This window comes from Pseudoteredinibacter isoporae, assembly GCF_011602085.1.
GTDB classification, from domain to species: Bacteria; Pseudomonadota; Gammaproteobacteria; order Pseudomonadales; family Cellvibrionaceae; genus Pseudoteredinibacter; species Pseudoteredinibacter isoporae.
In genome coordinates, this window is the sequence record NZ_JAAONY010000002.1 from 633,053 (window position 1) to 653,105 (window position 20,053).

20 protein-coding genes are annotated in these 20,053 nt (G+C 51.1%); 2 read left to right on the forward strand and 18 right to left on the reverse strand.

Translation table 11 applies throughout. The features are described from left to right. Window positions 1-52 precede the first annotated feature (52 nt). Window positions 53-691, reverse strand: a complete 639-nt coding sequence (locus tag G8768_RS11250) for a helix-turn-helix domain-containing protein (protein ID WP_166847032.1) — start codon at window positions 689-691, stop codon at window positions 53-55. A gap of 195 nt (window positions 692-886) precedes the next feature. Next, a complete protein-coding gene (locus tag G8768_RS11255; RefSeq protein ID WP_166847030.1) occupies window positions 887-2,752 on the reverse strand; it encodes a beta-ketoacyl synthase in 1,866 nt (621 codons plus the stop codon). Between the two features lie 280 nt (window positions 2,753-3,032). Between G8768_RS11255 and G8768_RS11260 the strand changes: the two genes are divergently transcribed. After that, window positions 3,033-4,022, forward strand: coding sequence for a helix-turn-helix domain-containing protein (locus G8768_RS11260; RefSeq protein WP_166847028.1), 990 nt, complete (start codon window positions 3,033-3,035; stop codon window positions 4,020-4,022). Between the two features lie 38 nt (window positions 4,023-4,060). On the opposite strand, the gene G8768_RS11265 is transcribed toward G8768_RS11260, so the two are convergent. The 15 genes from G8768_RS11265 to G8768_RS11335 all read right to left on the reverse strand — a co-directional run bounded on the left by G8768_RS11265 (window position 4,061) and on the right by G8768_RS11335 (window position 18,034). After that, on the reverse strand, window positions 4,061-5,095 hold the full coding sequence (locus G8768_RS11265) for a coiled-coil domain-containing protein (RefSeq protein WP_166847026.1): 1,035 nt from the start codon (window positions 5,093-5,095) through the stop codon (window positions 4,061-4,063). 191 nt (window positions 5,096-5,286) lie between these two features. Then, window positions 5,287-5,727 carry an Hsp20 family protein gene (locus tag G8768_RS11270; RefSeq protein ID WP_166847024.1) on the reverse strand — a complete coding sequence of 147 codons (441 nt, stop codon included), beginning with the start codon at window positions 5,725-5,727 and terminating at the stop codon, window positions 5,287-5,289. A gap of 214 nt (window positions 5,728-5,941) precedes the next feature. Further along, window positions 5,942-7,003: a hypothetical protein gene (locus tag G8768_RS11275; RefSeq protein WP_166847021.1), complete on the reverse strand. Its 1,062-nt coding sequence runs from the start codon at window positions 7,001-7,003 to the stop codon at window positions 5,942-5,944. 158 nt (window positions 7,004-7,161) lie between these two features. After that, window positions 7,162-8,019, reverse strand: coding sequence for a glycosyltransferase family 2 protein (locus G8768_RS11280; protein ID WP_166847018.1), 858 nt, complete (start codon window positions 8,017-8,019; stop codon window positions 7,162-7,164). A 4-nt stretch (window positions 8,020-8,023) separates the two neighbouring features. Then, entirely contained in the window at window positions 8,024-9,070 is a 1,047-nt protein-coding gene (rfbB, locus tag G8768_RS11285) for a dTDP-glucose 4,6-dehydratase (RefSeq protein ID WP_341801017.1), read from the reverse strand. 7 nt (window positions 9,071-9,077) lie between these two features. After that, window positions 9,078-9,959, reverse strand: a complete 882-nt coding sequence (gene rfbD, locus G8768_RS11290) for a dTDP-4-dehydrorhamnose reductase (RefSeq protein ID WP_166847013.1) — start codon at window positions 9,957-9,959, stop codon at window positions 9,078-9,080. Window positions 9,960-9,979: 20 nt separating this feature from the next. After that, window positions 9,980-10,564: a dTDP-4-dehydrorhamnose 3,5-epimerase gene (rfbC, locus tag G8768_RS11295; RefSeq protein WP_166847011.1), complete on the reverse strand. Its 585-nt coding sequence runs from the start codon at window positions 10,562-10,564 to the stop codon at window positions 9,980-9,982. Beyond that, complete coding sequence (gene rfbA / locus G8768_RS11300; protein WP_166847009.1) at window positions 10,564-11,466, reverse strand: glucose-1-phosphate thymidylyltransferase RfbA; 903 nt, start codon at window positions 11,464-11,466, stop codon at window positions 10,564-10,566. Before rfbA ends, rfbC begins: the two co-directional genes overlap by 1 nt. A 118-nt stretch (window positions 11,467-11,584) precedes the next feature. Then, a complete protein-coding gene (gene ihfB / locus G8768_RS11305) occupies window positions 11,585-11,878 on the reverse strand; it encodes an integration host factor subunit beta (protein WP_166847007.1) in 294 nt (97 codons plus the stop codon). A gap of 167 nt (window positions 11,879-12,045) precedes the next feature. Next, complete coding sequence (rpsA, locus tag G8768_RS11310) at window positions 12,046-13,731, reverse strand: 30S ribosomal protein S1 (RefSeq protein ID WP_166847005.1); 1,686 nt, start codon at window positions 13,729-13,731, stop codon at window positions 12,046-12,048. 264 nt (window positions 13,732-13,995) lie between these two features. Beyond that, a complete protein-coding gene (locus G8768_RS11315; protein WP_166847003.1) occupies window positions 13,996-15,207 on the reverse strand; it encodes a hypothetical protein in 1,212 nt (403 codons plus the stop codon). Between the two features lie 76 nt (window positions 15,208-15,283). Beyond that, window positions 15,284-15,955, reverse strand: a complete 672-nt coding sequence (gene cmk, locus G8768_RS11320) for a (d)CMP kinase (RefSeq protein ID WP_166847001.1) — start codon at window positions 15,953-15,955, stop codon at window positions 15,284-15,286. 20 nt (window positions 15,956-15,975) lie between these two features. Next, window positions 15,976-16,683 carry an orotidine-5'-phosphate decarboxylase gene (gene pyrF / locus G8768_RS11325; RefSeq protein WP_166846999.1) on the reverse strand — a complete coding sequence of 236 codons (708 nt, stop codon included), beginning with the start codon at window positions 16,681-16,683 and terminating at the stop codon, window positions 15,976-15,978. Between the two features lie 110 nt (window positions 16,684-16,793). Then, window positions 16,794-17,189, reverse strand: coding sequence for a hypothetical protein (locus tag G8768_RS11330; RefSeq protein ID WP_166846997.1), 396 nt, complete (start codon window positions 17,187-17,189; stop codon window positions 16,794-16,796). A 197-nt stretch (window positions 17,190-17,386) separates the two neighbouring features. Further along, window positions 17,387-18,034 carry a YigZ family protein gene (locus tag G8768_RS11335; RefSeq protein WP_166846994.1) on the reverse strand — a complete coding sequence of 216 codons (648 nt, stop codon included), beginning with the start codon at window positions 18,032-18,034 and terminating at the stop codon, window positions 17,387-17,389. Window positions 18,035-18,184: 150 nt separating this feature from the next. On the opposite strand from G8768_RS11335, the gene G8768_RS11340 reads away from it, so the two are divergent. Beyond that, complete coding sequence (locus G8768_RS11340) at window positions 18,185-18,529, forward strand: DUF3703 domain-containing protein (RefSeq protein WP_166846990.1); 345 nt, start codon at window positions 18,185-18,187, stop codon at window positions 18,527-18,529. Here the strand turns inward: G8768_RS11340 and G8768_RS11345 are convergent. Further along, window positions 18,526-20,052 carry an indolepyruvate oxidoreductase subunit beta family protein gene (locus tag G8768_RS11345; RefSeq protein ID WP_166846987.1) on the reverse strand — a complete coding sequence of 509 codons (1,527 nt, stop codon included), beginning with the start codon at window positions 20,050-20,052 and terminating at the stop codon, window positions 18,526-18,528. The genes G8768_RS11340 and G8768_RS11345 overlap by 4 nt on opposite strands. Window position 20,053 lies beyond the last annotated feature (1 nt).

Sequence of the window (20,053 nt, forward strand, 5' to 3'; positions counted from 1 at the left end):
ATGGTTTGCCCCGCCTGGCCTTTGTTTACCACGCCTGCGGAGGGCAGCCATTCTAGCAACTAACCGACAAGACCACACACTCTTCTTCAGCCAGGTTGCGTATACAGTGAGGGCGAGTCTGATCGAACTGGTAACCCTCACCGGCCTGCAAAACTCTGACCTGACCGCCTACAGTCACCTCCAGTTGCCCGGAAATAATCACACCCACTGTCATGCCGTCACGTTGGTAAAGGCTGGGGGATGAGCTGGCGGCTTCTCCGGTAGACGCTTCATAAACCACATGGGTGACGGCGACGCCTTGATGAGCAAAAAGCCGTCGTGAATTGAGGCCACCAAACTGGCGAGTTTCCATTTCACCTACCGCGAAAAAGACCGGCGCTTCCGCATCGGGATCAAAAGTAAAAAATTCACGCAGAGATACCGGGAAACCGGCCAGGATTTTTTCCAGAGAGCTAATCGACGGGCTTACCCGCCCCTGCTCAATCGTTGATATAACGCTGTTGGTGACACCAGAGCGCTTTGCCAGCTCCCGTTGCGACCAACCGTTACGCTCGCGCAGGAGTTGCAAGCGGCGCCCTATTGGCAAATCGGTTTCTGCCTGGCCGTTGTCTCCCGCACCTACCGGCTTCGACACAGCTTCCGACTCGGCCTCATTGCCAGCGGAAATCTCGAGATGATCAGTATTCGGCAAGTGACCACCCTCCTCAATTTATTTACGCACAGTATAACCTTGGCTTGATTGGCAGGGCCAGTGACAGGAAGCAAAGCTCATTGAGTCATTGCCCAACCCATAACGCTGGCAGGGCAAAGTAGGTATTGAGAAAGAGAAAGCCCGGGCTCGAATGCACCCAGGCTAAGAAGTCAGCTTGAATTCAGAAACCCGAATTCAGTCCAGTCGAAGATCGTCGTATGGCGTATTTTGGGGAAGTTCCACCAACTGCTCCCAACCTGGTAAACGCAGCTTTTCGCGATCCATTTCCAGCTCGGCCTCATCAATCATGCCTTCACCAAAACGGTATCGCACCTGCCAATCCCCCTGGCTGACTGCCGCTTCATATTCTGCTCGCTGCTGACGTGTGGCTTCGAGCTTTGACTGGTACGCAGACATAGACGCGTGGCCATAACGCTTACTCAGCATCTCGGAAACTTTATTCGGATGAATAACCGCTGCTGTGGCATTGTTGCCACCGAAACCCTTGGAGTTAATAAAGGCGACATCGGTTTCAGGCAGTTCGATGTCATCCAAAGGCAAATTCAAGTTGTCCTGGTACACGTCATCTGCAATCGCACCGGAAGTTTTCAACCCCGGCAACCAGCCGTGGGCAAACTGACCCAGTACAGCCAGCATTTGATCCGCACTGGCCGGTGCCAGTGAGTGGCCCACATAGGCTTTTACGGCTGACACAGGCCAGGATTCGATGCCGAAATTTTTCGCCATGGCATCAAGGATTCGAGACTCTGTCACACGATTTTGGGGTGTGCTGGAACCATGAGCCTGAATATAGCTGCGCTCGCGCAAACTGCGCTCGCCCAACAAGGCCGCACTCGCCGCCATGGATTTCGCCAGGGTGATGTAGTTACCCGGTCCAGGCGCAGAGATCGATTTCTTGTAACCATCGGCATTAATAAAGACATCGCTAACGGCACCGTAGATTTCAGCGCCCAGCTCAATAGCCAATTCATCATCCATCAACACAAAATACTGAGCGGATTCGGCCAGGGTAAAGCCACAGTTGTCACCAAAGGGGCGACTGGCGCGACGGTGATTCGCTTGATCACTGCCATCGAGCTTACGCAAACCGTCATCGGTGGCCAGCGCACTCATCGCGCCGTAACCTTCAAACACCTCTGGCGTTAATGGCGCCTCAGAATTGCCCACGAATACCACGCGACGGCGGCCAGACTGGATATCTTCAACCCCCATACGCAGATTGTAGAGGAAGGTTGCACAGGCGCCGGTCACACTGCCTGTAGCCCCCAGACTGCCCAACACATAAGCGTTCACAAAATCCGCCGGCATGGTATTCAGACCAAGCGGCAACTGCTTGGAGCTAACTCGACCACCGCGCATACGTGATTGCATTAATCCGCCATAACCGTTGTCATCAAGCTGCGCCATGACACTGCCGGAATACACTGCAATCTGATCGGCCGGCAAGGTTGCACAGAGGGATTCCCAAGCCAGCCCCATATTGTTCAGAGCATCGGAAGCGGCGACAACCGACATTTGCAAACCCCTCGGGTGGAAACGGGACTGATACAAACTGCCCGGGTCAAAGCCCGTTGGCAACTGACCGGCAGATTGCACGGGTGCGACACGAGTATTGGGGACGAACAAACGCCCCTGCCCGGCCATTCTCACGCAGACACGATCATCTCCCAGATCGCTTACTTCCCAGTTTTCAGGCAAGTCACGAGGCAGTTGTTTACGTCGGCACTCGAACTCTATTGGCTGACCGGCCCGATCATGGGTATCCAGGGGAGTCATCCAGGGCAAGTTTTGAACGTCGAAATGATTGCCTTCAACCTGGCGAATCAAGGTGCTGGCCAAAATGCGTTCGCGCTCCTGAGCGCTGAACTCAGTTTGACTGTCGATACCGCACATGGCGGCCAGGGACTGGAGAGTTTCATGTTGCTGGCTGGCACTCAACTTATCCAACACCATTCGGCGATAGGCATGGTGACCAGAACTGCGGCCAGCGGCATTGATTCCTCCCAGCGAAACAATGACAGGTAAGCGCAGCTTTGACATAGAGAACCCCATAAAAATTACTGTTACAAGCTATGGGTTTATTCTATGAATCTATAGAGCGATTATTTTTGTGATTTCAGCCAGCCCCGCCGGGAAACAGGCCATCAGATGCTAAAACGACCCCTTTTGGCCAATATGGCAACAATTAAGACCAGTATAACCATAACCACCCACGTGCAACTTTAGCCAATATTACAGGCATAGTGGCCAAGGCTTGATTTAGCGCCTTTAAGGCCCCTGATGTTAACGTTTTGGGAATTGGAAGAGCCGGGAATTCACAGTGCCTACTATCACCTTTGTTTTATGCGATCACATGCTCGCCACCGGCACCACGCTGCCGATTGAGATGCTGAAAGCCGCCGAGTCTGCTGCCCTCGCCCAGAATCGTCGCGCCGAGCGGCTGAACATACAGACCGCTGCCATCGAGCGTAAATCCGTGATGACCCGCGCCGGATTTGCCTTCCAACCTGATCTGAGCCTGCCGGAAGTTGATCAAAGCGATATGATTTACTTGCCGGCCCTGTGGCGCAATCCCAGACCCTTAATGAAGAGCCAACCCCAGCTTCTAAGCTGGCTCAGACAACATTATGAAAACGGTGCGACCATTAGTGCCGTTGGTACAGGTTGCTGCTTGTTGGCAGAAGCCGGTCTTCTGGACGGAAAACCCGCGACCACTCACTGGCATTACTTTGATCAATTTCAACGCGACTACCCGCAAGTTCAATTGAAGCGTCAGTACTTTATCACCCAGGCATCGAACCTCTATTGCGCGGCCAGTGTAAACGCCCTGGCAGATTTGACCGTGCATTTTATTCAGCGCCTGTATGACCGCCCGACTGCAAATCACGTTGAACGTCACTTCTCCCATGAAATTCGCCGCTCCTATGAAGAAAGTGGCTTTTTTGAAGGCTGCTCGAATAACCATCCCGATGAAGATATTGTTCAAGCCCAGATCTGGCTGCAGGATAATTACGGTAAAGAAGTCAAACTCAGCGACGTTGCTGAAAAATTTGATATGAGCGTGCGAACTTTTAATCGCCGCTTTAAAAGCGCCACCGGCAAGTCTCCTTTGCAATACCTGCAAGAAGTGCGTATTGAAACGGCCAAGGATCTATTGAAAACCAGCAATCTCTCAATCAATGAAATTGCATTTCGGGTGGGCTATCAGGATATGGGGCATTTTACCGGGTTGTTTAAAAAACTACTGGCAACCACACCCAGCGAATATCGCACCACAGTGCGAGCGAAATTATTTTCGGTCAATCAATAAAAGACCAGAGCTTGAGGCTAAGCTCTGGCCTTTCTGCTTTAGTTGTCCAGCAGAGATTTTTTATAGTACTGCAAGACACCGCGTGAAGCGGACTTGGCTTGGTAGATAAAGACATACACCTGGCCATCATCCGACTCCGGCAAATCGCGCTTGAAACGATTTTTCGCAATCTCGAAAAATTGTTGTCCGGAGCTCACCCGAGTTTCCGCACGGTAATAATTGGCACCAATAAAAGTAAACGGTACGGTCGGTAACTGCTGCCCTTTTAAGGTAAGACGCTTATACAAAGGACGTCGGCCCGGCTTATCAGCAATCTGTTGATTGACTTCCGCCAATAATTTCTGCGCTTTACGTTGTGCCGATTGATCTTCGGCGCTCAACTTAATCTCCTGAGTCACCGGATCTTTCTTTGCCATGGTTTGCGTCAGCTCGGCTTTCTTCGCTTCGGCCTGGCGCTGCTGCGCAAGCTTTTCTGCCTGCTCACGCTGCTGTCTCTCAAGCTGAGCCTGCTGCTCAACTTTTGCTGAGGCCGCACTGGCAGCCAATTGGGTCGCTTTTTGTTTTTCTTCGTGCAACCTGGCTTCTAATTGCTGAATCTGCACTCGCTGGTTTTTAATCTGGGTACCCAGAGTTTTCTGTTGCTGAGCATTGCGTTCGCTGCTCAACAGCAACTGCTGATGCTTACCCTGAATTCGCTCAACACGCTTATTGCGGTTTTTTACGCCGCGTTCCGCCATAGCGTAACCGTGCTCGGCTTTTCGTAAGGCGCGATCGGTATCCTGATTGGGATTCGCTTCGTGGGCCACTTTACTTTCTTGTAACAAAGCCTGGGCTTTCGCGGCATCACGGTTGGATTGGGCCAAATCCTGCTCGGCGGTCTCCAGTTTGCGTGTAAAGCTTTCCAATTCAACTTTGAGTTCTTCACTCAAGGTTTCAAGTTGAGGCAGCCGTCGCTGGGCTTGCTTAAGCGTGTCCTGCGCTTGCTTAAGCTGCTCTTGGGTGGATTGGGCGAAGGTGTTTGTGCAAAAAGCACACAAAGCTATCAAAATAGCGGCTATGGCTGTGGCATTCATAACATGTCACTGTATATTTTAAGAGTTAAAAACCTGGGCAGTACCCTAACGTCTTAAGTGACAAATTATAATAGGCGAAAATCACCAAGCTCTATGGCAAAAACAATCACCCTATGAGACGGACTTCACAAAAAAAGGCCCGCATGGATTATGCGAGCCTTTTCGCTGTCAGGGCCAATGAGCAGCGGGGCTTAGGATTCGAGCAATCCTGAATTCGAAATGGCAATGCTTCTTGGCTTCATCGCCTCAGGAATTTCCCTGCGCAAATCGATATGTAAAAGACCATTTTCCATATGGGCATGTTCTACACGAACGTGATCTGCAAGTTGGAAACGGCGCTCAAAGTTACGGGCCGCAATACCTTGATGCAGATAGGTCTTTTCTTCCTTGGCGGCTTCTTTCTTGCCGGCAATGGTTAATTTGTTCTCTTCAACCTCTATTCCCAACTCCGCTTCAGCGAAACCGGCCACCGCCATAGTAATGCGGTATTTGTCTTCGCCAGTAAGCTCTATATTGTAAGGTGGGTAGCTGGGTTGGTTCTGTTCGGTCGCTGTCAGGCTGTCGAGAATATTGGCCATACGATCAAAGCCAATCGACGAACGGTACAGTGGTGATAAATCGAAATTACGCATAAGAAATATCCTTAAGATTAAGCAATATTGATGTTTGCCAGACCTCTTGGTCCTGGCTGAGTGGCACAGCGTGTGCCGGTTTTTGACCCCCATCAGGCGGGTCTAATATCAATATGGGGCTTCGCTTGAAGATATCAAGGCTTGGGGAAAACTTTTTGGGAATGGCTGGGCTCAACAGGAAAGCTGAGCCCAGTAAAGAGCCTATCGCGGAGAATTATTGCAACAAGGACTTACGATACATACTTAGGCGAGGCTTACCCTTGCGGCTGGTATCGTAGAGAAACACATACACCTGGCCTTCATCTGAAGAAGGAATCGTGCCACGGTAATGGTGAGAACCCACCTTAAACATGTGACGACCACCCGTCACCGCGGATTCAGCGCGATATTGATGATTGCCCAAAAATTCAAAGCCCGCATCCACAGTATCGCTTTTAATGCGCAGATTTCGGTACAACTGACGACCAGAGCGCTCAGGCCCAGACAAGGCTTCCGTAAGGCGCTTTTCTTCAGCTTGCGCCTGTTGTCGAGCCAGTTCATCCAAAGCCGCCATTTGATCTTTAGTTTCCTGGTCATTGCCAGGAGACGCTGGTTTAGGCTCTTCAATTTTAGGGTCTTCTACCTTCGGCTGTTCCTGTTTGGGAATATCAGCTTGCGCCAATTTCGGTGTTTCGACGGCAGGTTTGGATACGGGAGCCGGGGTTTTCGCTAAGGTTTGCTGAACCTGAGGCTTTGGTTCAGGTATGGACTGACGTCGTTGCTGCTCAGCTTTGGCAAGCTGCGCAGCCTTGTTCTTTGCTTCATCGCGCAGGCGAGCAATTTTGGCTTCCTGCTTGGCGATATTGCTACGACTTTTAGTCAACTGGGCACGTGCTTTAGCCAACGCGTCCTGTTCCTGGGTGAGCTTGCCTTCAATTCTCTGGATGCGCTTGTGGCGGTTTTTTACGCCGCGTTTGGCCATGGAAACGCCATGTTCCGCAAGCTTGCGCTGGCGAGCCATCGCCTCTCCACCTGCTGTCGCCGTGGCCAGTTCCTGCTCTTTTTCCTGAAGTTCGCGCTCAGCATCAGCCAAGTCGTTTTGGGCAGTTTGCAGCTTACGCTCGAAATCCAGTAAGGATTGCTCCTTATCCTGCAAGGACAACTGCTGGTTTTCAGACACTTGCTGCAAACGTAACAAAACATCACGCTCTACCGACAAATCTGCCGCTTCCAGAACCGTGTTAAATGAGAGAGTTAGGGCGCCGATAACGGCACCAAAAAGAATTTTGAATCCCATGGGTGTCACCTACATAGCTATGTAGGTCTAACGAAGCTCAAGGTGCCCTACTCAGCAAATATAAGCAGCCCTTCACAGTTTTGAGACCTGCTTCACACTTTTTATTTGGAGGGTTTTTGATGCCACACTTCAGGTCGTGCAAGAACAGACTTTCTGCCCTAAAAGCGCCAACCATAGCGGCTATAAAAGCGCGCTGCCGAACAGATAAAATACCATTGATGCCGTAAGGTTTTTCCGCTGACCCCGCCTCCTTCATGCTGAATACACACTGTGGGCTCATAGCGTAGTCGCCAGGAATTGGCCCGCAAACGCTCGCAGAGGTCAAAGTCCTCAAAATACAAAAAGTAAGCTCGATCAAAACCGTTAATGTCTTGCAAGGCCGACAAACGGCAAAAGTAAAAACAACCGCCGGCCATTTCCACATCAAAAGCCGATTCCGGGTCTTGCTCTGCGTAAACGTAGCGCTGCTGTTGCTCCGCCCACAAAGTGCTCTTCAGGTATCGTCCCATAAGAATTCGCAAGCCCGGATAGCGCTTTGCCACATGGGGGACAGCCTCGTAATTGTCGAGAATTCTGGGGCTGATCAGCGCAATATCCTGCTGTTTGCTGATGCATTTGTAGCTAAGCAGTAAGGTATCTTCAGCCAGATAAACATCGGGGTTTAGCACCACGTGAAAGCGCGTGTCCTTCGCTCGGTCTTCCTTCCCAACATATTGTTCAGAAGGTACTTTTTCCAATGCTTGATTGTGTGCATCACCATAGCCTTTATTCTCAGAACTCTTAATCAGCTCAAGGCGCATCCCTTCGGGTAAATGGCACTGGGAGATCAGCGTTTCGATGGTGCGCAGATAATGTTCATCCACACTGTTGTCGACAAAGAAAAACCGCAGACTTGCGGTCGGATATACATTGGAAAAATGTGCGAACGATTTCGCCACACTCTGAAGATGACGCGCAACCATATCAGCGGGGCTGTGATACAAAACCACCGATGCCGTCAGTTGCACGTCAGTCACAGGATCAAGCCTTCAGGGCTTCTGTTAGATACCAATCCAGGGTTTTGGCAATTCCGGTTTCAAAAGTTTCCTTCGGGTGATAGTTCAGCTCCGCGTGACATTTGCCAGGATCAATGGCATAACGACGGTCGTGGCCGGCTCGATCTTTTACAAAACTGATCAGATCTCGGGCCTTGGAGCCATTGGCAACGGGCGAGCTGTTGAAGCGTGCAAGGTATTCGGGATTGTCTTGCAGCTTTTTATCGATCAAATCGCAGATCAATTCAACAATGTGCAGGTTGGCCCATTCGTTTTCACCGCCTACGTTGTACACCTCGCCAGCGTTGCCTTTCTGCAGAATCAAATCGATAGCGTAACAATGATCATCGACATACAACCAGTCGCGAATATTCATGCCATCGCCGTAAATGGGCAATTGCTTACCATGCAGGATGTTATGAATAATCAGCGGAATCAGTTTTTCTTTATCCTGTCTCGGGCCGTAATTGTTGGAGCAGTTGCTGGTGCTCACGTTCAGACCATAGGTATGGTGGTAAGCTCGAACCAGATGATCCGATGCCGCCTTACTGGCCGAGTAAGGTGAATTGGGTGCGAAAGCCGTGGTTTCGCTGAATGCTGGATCATCAGCTTCCAAGCTTCCGTAAACCTCATCGGTCGACACATGATGAAAGCGATGGCCGGGCTTTTCCTGGTCAATCCAGTATTGCTTCGCCAGCTTCAGCAGATTGTGTGTGCCGATGATGTTGGTTTCGATAAATGCATCTGGTCCGGTAATGGAACGATCCACGTGGGATTCAGCCGCGAAGTGTACGATATGATCAAACGGGTATTTCGCAAACAACTCTTCCAGAAGGGCATAATCGCGAATATCGCCGTGCACAAATTCCAGGCCGGCCTGCGCTTGCAGCTCACTCAAATATTCCTGATGACCGGCATAGGTCAATGCATCCAGAACAACAACCTTGTCCTCAGGATATTGCTTGGCCCAATAGTGACAAAAGTTAGAGCCAATAAAACCAGCGCCGCCGGTTACCAAAAGTGTTTTCATAATTCAGTCTCTAGTGCTTTTCTTGCTCGCCAAGTGTGTTCAACATCTGTGTCAGTGCCAAACGCCAATGCTCGGGCTCGGCATTCACAGCCTCATAGCTGGCGCTGCAATCGAGAACGCTGTAGTGCGGTCGCTGAGCCGGTGTTGGATACTGTTCAGAACGAATCGGTTTTACCCTCGGCGCCTGACTTAACAAGCCTTGATCTACAGCCAACTCAAAAATGCCGTTGGCAAAATCATACCAACTGCAAACACCGGCATCGCAACAATGGAAAATGTTCTGCTCGCTGGATGAGTCTCGTAACTTCCAGATAAACGCCGCCAGATTACGAGCGTATGTTGGACTACCAATTTGATCGGCCACCACCGTTAGCTGATCGCGCTCACGTGCCAATCGCAACATGGTTTTTACAAAGTTGGCACCATGTTCACTGTATACCCAGGCGGTGCGAACAACGCGCGCATGGGGAGATTTTAATGCCGCCAGTTCACCCTCATGCTTACTGCTACCGTAAACACCGAGTGGCTGACATTTCGAATCAGGCGCATAGGGCTTGCCCTGCTCGCCGGAAAACACAAAATCAGTCGATACCTGAATCAACGGGCACTGCTGCTCAATGCTGTAGCGCGCCATTTGCTCAACAGCGTCTCGGTTAATCGCCAATGCAAGCTCAGCTTCGGATTCTGATTTGTCTACTGCGGTATAGGCAGCAGCATTGATGATGTAGCCCGGTTGATGTTTGCACAGATAGTGGTCTACCGATTCTGTGTCGGCCATATTCAATTCATCGCGGCCAGGGCACAGAATTTCTTCACCCTGATTTTCCTGCGAGGCAATTTCCTGAAGGTGGTAGCCCAACTGCCCTGTGGCACCGGTAATAAGAATTTTCATCCTGCCTGTAACCTGTCAAATCAACCTATCAATCCGCCGCTCAGCTCACGGCTCAAAAAGCTGGGGGCCTGATCAAGCAGGAAGCCTTCTTTATCCTTGGCTGACAAACTGGGTTCTTCCAGTCCAGCTTCGGACAAGGGCCAATCAATGCCCACAGTGGGGTCATCCCAACGCAGCGAAACTTCACTTTCAGGGTGATAGTAATCCGTGCATTTGTATACGAATTCCGCCATGTCACTCAGCACCAAAAAACCGTGGGCGAAACCCGGTGGCACCCAGAACAGATGCTTGTTCTCTTCTGACAGTCTGGCGGCAGCGTATTTGCCGAAGGTTGGAGAATCGCGACGCATATCCACAGCGACATCAAACACATCGCCACGAACCACTCTCACGAGCTTGCCCTGGGTTTGTTCCATTTGATAGTGCAAACCGCGCAATACGCCCTTCGAAGAGGAGCTGTGGTTATCTTGAACAAAGTTATATTCCAAACCACGCTCGGAAAACCAGGACTCACGAAAGGTCTCTAGAAAAAAGCCGCGCTCATCACCAAAAACCCGAGGTTTAAACAGCAGTACATCCGCAATCGTTGTTTCTTGGCAATCCATTAAAATACCTGGTCTTCTAGTACATCCAACAGGTATTTGCCATAACCGCTTTTCTCCAGCGGCTTGGCCAGAGCTTTCAGTTGTTCGGCATCAATGTAGCCCATACGGTAAGCAATCTCTTCCGGACAGGCAACTTTCAGACCCTGGCGCTTTTCAAGAGTGCGAATAAAGTAACCAGCTTCCAGCAGATTGTCATGGGTACCGGTATCAAGCCAGGCAGCACCGCGACCCAACAGCTCAACCGTCAAACTGCCATCGTCCAGGTAAGCTTTGTTCACATCGGTGATTTCCAGCTCGCCGCGATCAGATGGCTTAATGGATTTAGCGATATCGATCACGCGATTATCGTAAAAATAAAGTCCGGTAACGGCATATTTGGACTTCGGCTGGGTTGGCTTCTCTTCGATGGAAAGCACCTTGCCTTCCGGGCTGAACTCCACCACACCATAAGCGCGCGGATCATCAACATGGTAACCAAAAACAGTCGCACCACCCTCTTGGGCACAGGCACGCTGCAAAATGCTCTGGAAGTCCTGAGAATAGAAGATATTGTCACCCAGAACCAAAGCGCAATCGCTGTCACCAATAAACTTTTCGCCGATGATGAAGGCTTGGGCAAGGCCATCCGGAGAAGGCTGAACTTCATATTGGATATTCAAGCCCCACTCTTTGCCATCACCCAACAGTTCTTCATAAGCGGGCAAATCACGCGGTGTGGAGATCAGCAGGATATCTCGAATGCCTGCCAGCATCAGAGTACTAAGGGGATAATAAACCATGGGTTTATCGTAGATGGGGACCATCTGCTTGCTGATTGAACGGGTGATTGGGTAAAGGCGAGTGCCCGAACCGCCAGCCAAAATAATCCCTTTGCGGCCATTCGGGTTAATGGATTCTGTCATGTATGTACATCCCAATAATAAGTCCGCCCACCGAGCTAAGCGGTGGCCGGAAAATAAGACGATGACGGGCAGAAATGCCCTAATAAAACTATAGGCGTGATTTTACAGCAGTGAGGCGCTAAGAGCGATGCAAGCCTTCGTTAACTCGGTCGCGTAATTCTTTACCCGGTTTGAAATGAGGGACATGTTTACCCTCCAACTCAACCGAGTCACCTGTCTTCGGATTTCGCCCTACACGTGATGCCCGGTAATGCAGTGAAAAGCTGCCAAAGCCTCGAATTTCGATGCGTTCACCGGTCGCCAACATCTTGGAAATATATTCCAGCATCAATTTTACCGCCAACTCCACGTCCTTCTGGGACAGCTGGTCTTGATGTATGGCTATTTTGTCGATCAATTCTGATTTGGTCATGGCACACCTTCAGTTAACCTGAAATATCTACCGCCCAACAACAATAACCCGATAAAACATTAAAAATCAACAAGTTATGTGAAATTAACGCACGCTTCCATAAAATCGATCCCTAAAAACGAAAAAAGGCGGGTTAAAACCCGCCTTTTTCAGTCAAAATCAAGCAATTACTGCTTGTCTTGGCTCGCCATTTGCGCCTTGATCAGGTCACCAATGGTTGCAGGAGCGACCTGCTCAGCAGACTTCGCAGAGTGCTCTTTGATTGCACTCTTCTCGTCGTCGTAGTCCTTCGCCTTGATAGACAGGTTGATCGCACGATTCTTGCGGTCAACGCTAACGATCTTAGCTTCAACTTCTTCGCCTTCTTTCAGCACGTTACGGGCATCTTCTACCTTGTCACGGCTGATTTCAGAGGCTTTCAGTACGGCTTCAACGTCGTCAGCCAAAACAACAACGGCTGCTTTAGCATCAACTTCTTTCACAGTACCAACAACGATGGCGCCCTTGTCGTTCTGAGCAACGTAGTCAGAGAACGGATCCGCATCCAACTGCTTGATACCCAGAGAGATACGCTCACGCTCAGGGTCGATCGCCAGGATTACGGTTTCCAGCTCATCGCCTTTCTTGTAGTTGCGAACGGCTTCTTCGCCAGCTTCGTGCCAGGAGATGTCAGACAAGTGAACCAGACCATCGATACCACCTTCCAGACCGATGAAGATACCGAAATCAGTAATAGACTTGATCTTACCGGTAACTTTGTCGCCCTTGGCACTGGTGCGCGCGAAGGCATCCCATGGGTTTTCTTGACACTGCTTGATACCCAGAGAAATACGACGACGCTCTTCGTCGATATCCAGAACCATTACTTCCAGCTCGTCGCCAACATTAACGACTTTGGATGGGTGGATGTTCTTGTTGGTCCAATCCATTTCAGAAACGTGAACCAGACCTTCAACACCCTCTTCCAACTCGGCGAAACAACCGTAGTCAGTCAAGTTAGTCACAACAGCCTTGATGCGAGCACCTTCAGGGTAACGGTTGGTGATCTGGATCCATGGATCTTCACCCAACTGCTTCAGACCCAGAGATACGCGGTTACGCTCACGGTCGAACTTCAATACTTTAACGTCGATCTCGTCACCAACATTTACGATCTCGCTTGGGTGCTTGATGCGCTTCCAAGCCATGTCAGTGATGTGCAGCAAGCCGTCAACGCCACCCAGGTCAACGAAGGCACCGTAGTCGGTCAGGTTCTTAACGATACCTTTAACCGCCATACCTTCTTGCAGGTTGGCCAGCAGCTCTTCACGCTCAGCAGAGTTGGCGTGCTCCAGAACCGCACGACGAGAAACAACAACGTTGTTGCGCTTCTGGTCCAGCTTGATAACTTTGAATTCTAACTCTTTGCCTTCCAGGTGAGCCGTTTCGCGAACAGGGCGAACGTCTACCAGAGAACCAGGCAAGAAGGCACGGATGCTGGAAACGTCAACGGTGAAACCACCCTTAACCTTACCATTGATAACACCGGTAACCACTTCATCGGCTTCATGAGCCGCTTCCAGAACAGTCCAAGCTTCAGCACGCTTGGCTTTTTCGCGGGACAGACGAGTCTCACCGAAACCGTCTTCAACACTTTCCAGTGCAACCTGAACTTCGTCGCCAACAGACAGGGTCAGCTCACCGCTCTCGTTCAGGAATTGGGCCGCAGGGATCACGCCTTCAGATTTCAGGCCAGCGTGTACAGTTACCCAATCTTTGTCTACATCGATAACAACACCGGTTACGATCGAACCGGGAACCATATCAACGGACTTTAAACTTTCTTCAAATAATTCTGCAAAGCTTTCGCTCATTACAATACCTATAGATAAAGGTGGTTTCGGCGCGTATCGATAAATGCCTGAAAACCACTCTGCCACACGGCCAGTCGCATGGGTCTGTTAATGAAATTGAGGGTAAACATGGCTGGCATTACCCCCTTCGCATCGGCCAAATTCACTTGGCACAAAATTGCGAGGGGCGGAGACTATCAGAAAGCAGGGTTAATTTCAACGAAAACCCAGCAGTGGCGGGGGTTTAGGCCCAAACGGGAGAATTGTCGTGAAGATAGGCATCCCTCAGGAAGACTTCTCCTGGGCTTTGCCCGGTTTTGCCCGCAGATTACGGCGCCCCATCCCCCAGGACTTGCAGGTTGGGCAAAGCCAATAGTGCTGCTGGGAACTGTAACCGCAGCCAGAGCAGATATGCGGCATATGAATTGCCTGCTGTTGCAGTACATAGTTACGCAACAGAGGACGCAGAGGCGTGATCTTCTGATCGTTATCGCCCAGAATGTTCGCCAGAGCCCCGTCTGAACCTGAGGCCTCGAACATCTCCTGGAGATACTCTCTTGCCTGCTCGGGCGACTGCTTTTGCAACTCGCCGTATACCGTTTCCAACAGGGGCTCAACGCCATGACTGACGCTGATTTCTCTCAATTCCTGCAACACCTGCTCAGATCGCCCGGACTGCTCATAGATCTGCAACAGCAATTCCGCCATAGGCTCCCAGATGTCGCAACCGGCCAAAATCAGCTTTTTGATTTTCTTTCGAGCCGCAGCATGGTCGCCACTCAATAACTGCAATTTCACCTGCAACAGCTGGGCACGCAAGGAACGCTTGTCGAACGCAAGGGCCGCGCGCAGCTGACGCTGGGCTTCTTGATAAGCCCCTCGCTTGATGGACAGCTCGGCCAACTCACAACTGAAATGACTTTGTTGGTTAACCCACTCTTCTGTCGCTCGCCCGAAGCGACGCTCGGCATGGCGATTAATGACCTCAATGGCCTTTTGCCACTCCTTCTCCTCACGGTACAAGGCAACCAGATGCTCCAGCGCCTGCTGACGAATATAAGGGTCCTGGGCCTTCAAAGAATCCTTCAACAAGGCCTCAGCCCGGTCCAGCAGGCCGGCAACCACATAGTTAATGGCAAGTTCCAGCTGAACAAGATCAACATCATCCGCTTCGAGATAGGGCGAAGCCAGTAGGCTTTGGTGGGTGCGGATAGCAGAGGAAATTTCGCCATTCTTGCGCAGCATACGCCCCAGGGAAAGATGGGTCTGCAGGGTTTGGCGGCTGACAGGCAAGGCATCGATAAAGGCTTCAGCTGCCGCATCGCCCTCTTCGTTCAACAAAAAGTTTAAACCGGAAATATACTGCTGCGCCTTACTGTCGAAAAGCACATGGCGATCCTGTCGACGGAGACGGGACTTTTTACGCTGCACACGCCGGCCGATTAAATACCCGGCCAGCAATAACAGCAGTAGTATAGGCAGAAGCCAGTAATCCATTCTTTTCTTGCATCCTTATCGTGGGCAAGCTCAAATCATCGGTATTGTTTATAGAGCGCCAGCATCGGCAATCAATTTAACAGCGACTGCGATACAGCGATAAAATGTCGGCAAGGACTTCCGCAATACTCTTATCGCTACTATCCAGCATTACGGCATCGCTTGCGGCCTGCAAAGGCGAGCTGCTGCGTTCACTGTCTTGCTTATCTCTGGCCTCAATATCTTGCAAAATTTTGTCGTAATCGAAGCTCTCACCGGTATTGGCATCCTGTAATTGCGCCAGTCGGCGGCGGGCTCTTTCTTCCGCGCTCGCGGTCAAAAACACCTTGAGCTGAGCATCAGGAAAAACCGTACTGCCCATATCGCGACCATCAGCCACTACCCCTGGAGCCTTGGCAAAATCCCGCTGACGCTGAAGCAACGCTTCTCGCACCACCGGCACAGCCGCCACGGCCGAGGCATCCATTCCAGCCTGCTCGGTGCGAATCGCCTGACTCACATCCTGGCCAGAGAGATAAATCGTCACGCCGGCTTCAGTAGAACAAAATTCAACATCCAGCGATCTCGCCACCTCTCCCAAGGCTGCAGAATCGGAAAAATTACATTGGTTTAGACGAGCCGCGAGACCGGTCAGACGATACAGGGCGCCACTATCAAGTAGAGCAAAACCCAATTCATGGGCGAGCTTGGCAGAAACCGTGCCTTTGCCAGCGCCACTGGGGCCATCAATAGTAATAATAAATGCCATCTGCTGAACCACGCCCAAACCTAAACCGCTTGCGCGGAGGAAATATCGTTCAATATCTGCGCACAGGCTTCAGCTGGATTGTCAGCCTGGGTGATAGGACGACCAATCACCAAGTAGTGGCTGCCCCACTCCAACGCCTGCTGTGGCGTAACAATACGACGCTGATCGTTGGCAGCGCTGCCCGCAGGCCGAATGCCCGGAGTTACCAGACAAAAATCCTGGCCGGCTTGCTCGCGTAATGCCGACGCTTCCTGAGCAGAACACACAACACCGTCCATACCAGACTTCTGAGCCAGTTTGGCCAGCTTCAACACCTGCTCCTGGGGAGAAACCGTTACACCTAATCCCGCCAGATCGTCGGCGTCCATGCTGGTCAATACAGTAACCCCAATCAACATCGGTGGCGTACTAAACTTCTGTAATTCATTGCGAGCCGCTTCCATCATGCGCTGGCCACCACTTGCATGAACATTGACCATCCACACACCCAGTTCGGCGGCGGCTTTCACGGCTTTTGCGCAGGTGTTGGGAATATCGTGAAATTTAAGATCGAGAAAAATCTCGAAATCACGCTTCATCAGTGCTTCGACCACCGCAGGGCCAGCACTGGTGAAGAGTTCCTTGCCCACCTTCAAACGGCACTGGGAGGGGTTCAAGCGATCAGCCAAGGCAATGGCATCACTGGCATTGTCGTAATCGAGTGCGACAACAATCGGGGATTGACTCATATTGAAATCAGGCTCTACACAGGTCGATTAAACCAGTCTATTAGACTGTAATTGCGGCGCCGATTTTAGCAGCTTTCCTGTAATAGTTTTAGCCTGACCCCGGAATACTTTTAACCTGAGCTGCGGCAGAGTTTTTTGTTTAACAGCAAGACTCGTGGGAAACCGGCTTTTTGAACCTTGCGATAGCCGTCTTTTTTCAGTTTTTGCAAAGCCAGATTCAAACGCTGTTTGGCTTCTGCCTGAGTATTAAACGGCCCCAAACGTTGAATTGAAAAACCGTCTTTCTCAACATGACCATAGGGACTGTAAGCCGCTTCAAAGCCGGGCTGATACATGCGCACACCCGAACTTCGGAAGACCTTGCCAGCCGTCGGATCAACGCCAAAATCCAAAAAGGAATAATACTGACACCTGGCCGATACAGATGCTGCAGACATCAGCAGGGGCAATATCGACACACACATCGCATAACGTCTGAACTCAGACAGCGACAATAACTTCTTCATACAACAACATACCTCTTAAATCCCGCATTCAGCTTAAGGACTTCAACTTAACTCGATGTGAATTTCCCAAAAGCCGCCGCACGCCAGTGGCACACAGACAACAGGCCGTGTTCCCAATAGCATAGCCACAGATTGTGGCTCGTGCGCCCATTGAAGACCCCAACGGTCTCACAGGGTTCATAAAGTGTAGCGGCGAATTAATCCTCGAAAGCGCAATTAATCTGAAAATGATGACTGAGCCAGGTTTTAAAGGCAGGAATTTCGGGTTTTGGGAGGGAGATCTTAAACTGCGCGGAACTGCTGTACTGCTGCTCAATCACATTGCCCTGGTGTTGATCCAGAAAACGTCTCAAGACGGGCTCCAGATCATAGGGGCAATCCAGCGACGCAATCTGTCGAGGTACAAAACGCCTTAGCGGGCAGAGCTCAATGGCCTGCTGAGTTGCCTGGGAATAAGCACGCACAAGGCCACCGGCCCCTAATTTAATGCCACCGAAGTAACGCACCACAATGGCCATGGTGTTCCCCATGTTCCGGTGCTGCAACACATTGAGGATCGGTTTGCCCGCGGTGCCCGAAGGTTCACCATCGTCGTTAAAGGCTTGGGATAGCGCCTGCGCAGGCGCACCCAGGATGTAGGCCCAACAATGATGGCGCGCATCCGGGTATTGCTCGCGAGCCTGGGCGAGAACCGCCATGGCCGCCGCTCGATCCAGCACCTCATGCAACTGGCAGATAAACTCGCTCTTTTTAATTTCGTAACAATGCTCAAAAGGCTCAGCCGGGAGAAAAAACTGCCCACGGCCTGAAGACGCATCGCTCTCCTGAGATTTATCGCTAGACATGCACAAACTGCTGGACTCAAAAACGGGCGCCGATCATAACACAAAGCCCTTGACCTTTTAGCCACTGGAAGCCTGACACTCCCTGCTGAAGGTTCACACAATGAAACACTCGCACAACAAGCGATGTCCCATCAAGCAAGGAGCCCCTATATGGCAACTGAAGAGAAAATGGCAGCTTTTGAACAATGCATGCAGGAAGCCCAGCGTCTATTCGACCAGCAGGATTGGCAAGCGTGTTTTTATCTACTGGAAAATGCCCACGTATTAGGGCAGAAAAATATCGGCGCTCACACTCTGAGTCACTACTGGATGCTCAGGGTCGGCTGGAAGCAGAGAAACTGGAAGGAAATTTGGGGGCAACTTTTCCGGATGGTGGCGAGCCCAATCATCACCCCCATATGGGTACCTCTCGGAAACACCGGCGGCGCTGGTGTCAGCGCCATCAAACCCATGCCTCTGAGAGAGGAATTAAAACCCTATTTCGAGCAGACCTAGCTGGCCAGAGCCAACTCAGCCTCAAACGCACTGCGGTCTTCACCAGTTAAGGCCGCTTTATGAAGCTTGGCAATTCGCGCTGCACAGCTGTTTTCACTCGAAACCAACCAAGCATCCACCTCAGCCATGATCGCATTAAAGTTTTCATAACCACGGGCATGGGTATCGCTATAGCCCTTGATCAGGTTTTGGCATTTCGCGATTTCCAGTGCGCTGTCATAATCGCGTGTCACGGCTTTCTCGATACGCCCCAACCAGGCCTCAATATGATTGTTTTCGTGGAAATAACGCAAGGTTTTGCGACGCCCAGACTTCATACTGGCCAACATATACAGCTGAAGAAACCCGCTGAGTTTTGCACTTTGTAATTTTCGGCCATGGGAAAACAAAGCAGAAATACAGCCACGGGCAAAGCGATTATTCAGCGCCCACTCCCCGAGGGATTTCGGCATGCTGTCACAAATCTCTTCTACGCGCGGATGCAAAAATTCCACCGGGTACACCATTTGCTCGTCGCTGGCTTTTACTTCACGGCGAATTTTCTCGAAACGATCAGCGCGAATCTTTTGCTCAGCCACACGAATGGTATCCTGAAAGGCCATCCACAAAGCCAATTGCTTGGCCAGCTCATGACCCAAGGCAAAGGACTGAGCCTCGGAATCCTGCTTAACTACGCGGTTCAAACGGTCGAGATACTGGTGGGCGTATTCCGGGTCCTGATAGTCAACAAGCTGCTTTACCGCCTCAAAGACCAGAGTTTGGCTGCCTTCAGGAATTTCATCTCTCACACGCTGCAATAATCGCCTGGCCGAATCCGTCCTGGCCTGCTCCGGCAGCTCGGAAAAAACCGAACCATCATCAGGCTCAGAGACTGCCTCTGGTTTTTCGGCCTGCCCTTTTTCATACGCCGCGTTAAAGGCGGCCAAACTGCTGGCGACCGCTACGCCGCCGGCTTCAATGGCCGACTCAAACTGCGCCTTACTGAACGGCAACGCTTCTGATGCCGCCAAGGCACCAAACAAAGCTGAACTGATCACCGAATGATTTTCAATGGCCACCTGATTCATATCAAAGGCGATCAATCGCTTAGCTTGCTGCTCGGCAATCGCCACAATTTTATCGCTGTCGACCAAGCCATTGCCTTTCTGCTGACGCTCGGACACCGTGTAAGAACGGTGAGTGGTCGCAATCAAAGTGGTTCTGTCAGCACTGACAAAACCTCGCTGAAGCGCACGCCCGGCTTCTACCAATTCAGCTGCAATCAAGACATCCACATCGCCCGGCACCGGGGTCATTGCCAGTACCGGCTCTTGATCACTTTGGGCCATCGCCGCCTGGGAAAACAACTCCAGATAATAAATCGTCGCGCCCGTACGCTGGGCCACCCCTGGCACCGACGTCGATTGGGCAACGTAACCATTACTTTCCGCCAGATCACGAATCCAGTTCGACAACACACCGCCACCCTGTCCACCCATGGCAGAAATCGCAATCGTGATCGGTTTTACAGCTTGTTCACTCATA

Excerpts from the sequence above, each read along its gene's own strand:
- rfbC (WP_166847011.1), bottom strand. The coding sequence starts at position 10,564 with ATGGATTGCCAAGAAACAACGATTGCGGATGTACTGCTGTTTAAACCT.
- G8768_RS11345 (WP_166846987.1), bottom strand. The coding sequence starts at position 20,052 with ATGAGTGAACAAGCTGTAAAACCGATCACGATTGCGATTTCTGCCATG.
- ihfB (WP_166847007.1), bottom strand. The coding sequence starts at position 11,878 with ATGACCAAATCAGAATTGATCGACAAAATAGCCATACATCAAGACCAG.
- G8768_RS11275 (WP_166847021.1), bottom strand. The coding sequence starts at position 7,003 with ATGGGATTCAAAATTCTTTTTGGTGCCGTTATCGGCGCCCTAACTCTC.
- G8768_RS11265 (WP_166847026.1), bottom strand. The coding sequence starts at position 5,095 with ATGAATGCCACAGCCATAGCCGCTATTTTGATAGCTTTGTGTGCTTTT.
- G8768_RS11330 (WP_166846997.1), bottom strand. The coding sequence starts at position 17,189 with ATGAAGAAGTTATTGTCGCTGTCTGAGTTCAGACGTTATGCGATGTGT.
- G8768_RS11340 (WP_166846990.1), top strand. The coding sequence starts at position 18,185 with ATGGCAACTGAAGAGAAAATGGCAGCTTTTGAACAATGCATGCAGGAA.
- G8768_RS11315 (WP_166847003.1), bottom strand. The coding sequence starts at position 15,207 with ATGGATTACTGGCTTCTGCCTATACTACTGCTGTTATTGCTGGCCGGG.
- G8768_RS11255 (WP_166847030.1), bottom strand. The coding sequence starts at position 2,752 with ATGTCAAAGCTGCGCTTACCTGTCATTGTTTCGCTGGGAGGAATCAAT.
- G8768_RS11270 (WP_166847024.1), bottom strand. The coding sequence starts at position 5,727 with ATGCGTAATTTCGATTTATCACCACTGTACCGTTCGTCGATTGGCTTT.
- G8768_RS11335 (WP_166846994.1), bottom strand. The coding sequence starts at position 18,034 with ATGTCTAGCGATAAATCTCAGGAGAGCGATGCGTCTTCAGGCCGTGGG.
- rpsA (WP_166847005.1), bottom strand. The coding sequence starts at position 13,731 with ATGAGCGAAAGCTTTGCAGAATTATTTGAAGAAAGTTTAAAGTCCGTT.
- cmk (WP_166847001.1), bottom strand. The coding sequence starts at position 15,955 with ATGGCATTTATTATTACTATTGATGGCCCCAGTGGCGCTGGCAAAGGC.
- rfbD (WP_166847013.1), bottom strand. The coding sequence starts at position 9,959 with ATGAAAATTCTTATTACCGGTGCCACAGGGCAGTTGGGCTACCACCTT.
- pyrF (WP_166846999.1), bottom strand. The coding sequence starts at position 16,683 with ATGAGTCAATCCCCGATTGTTGTCGCACTCGATTACGACAATGCCAGT.
- rfbA (WP_166847009.1), bottom strand. The coding sequence starts at position 11,466 with ATGACAGAATCCATTAACCCGAATGGCCGCAAAGGGATTATTTTGGCT.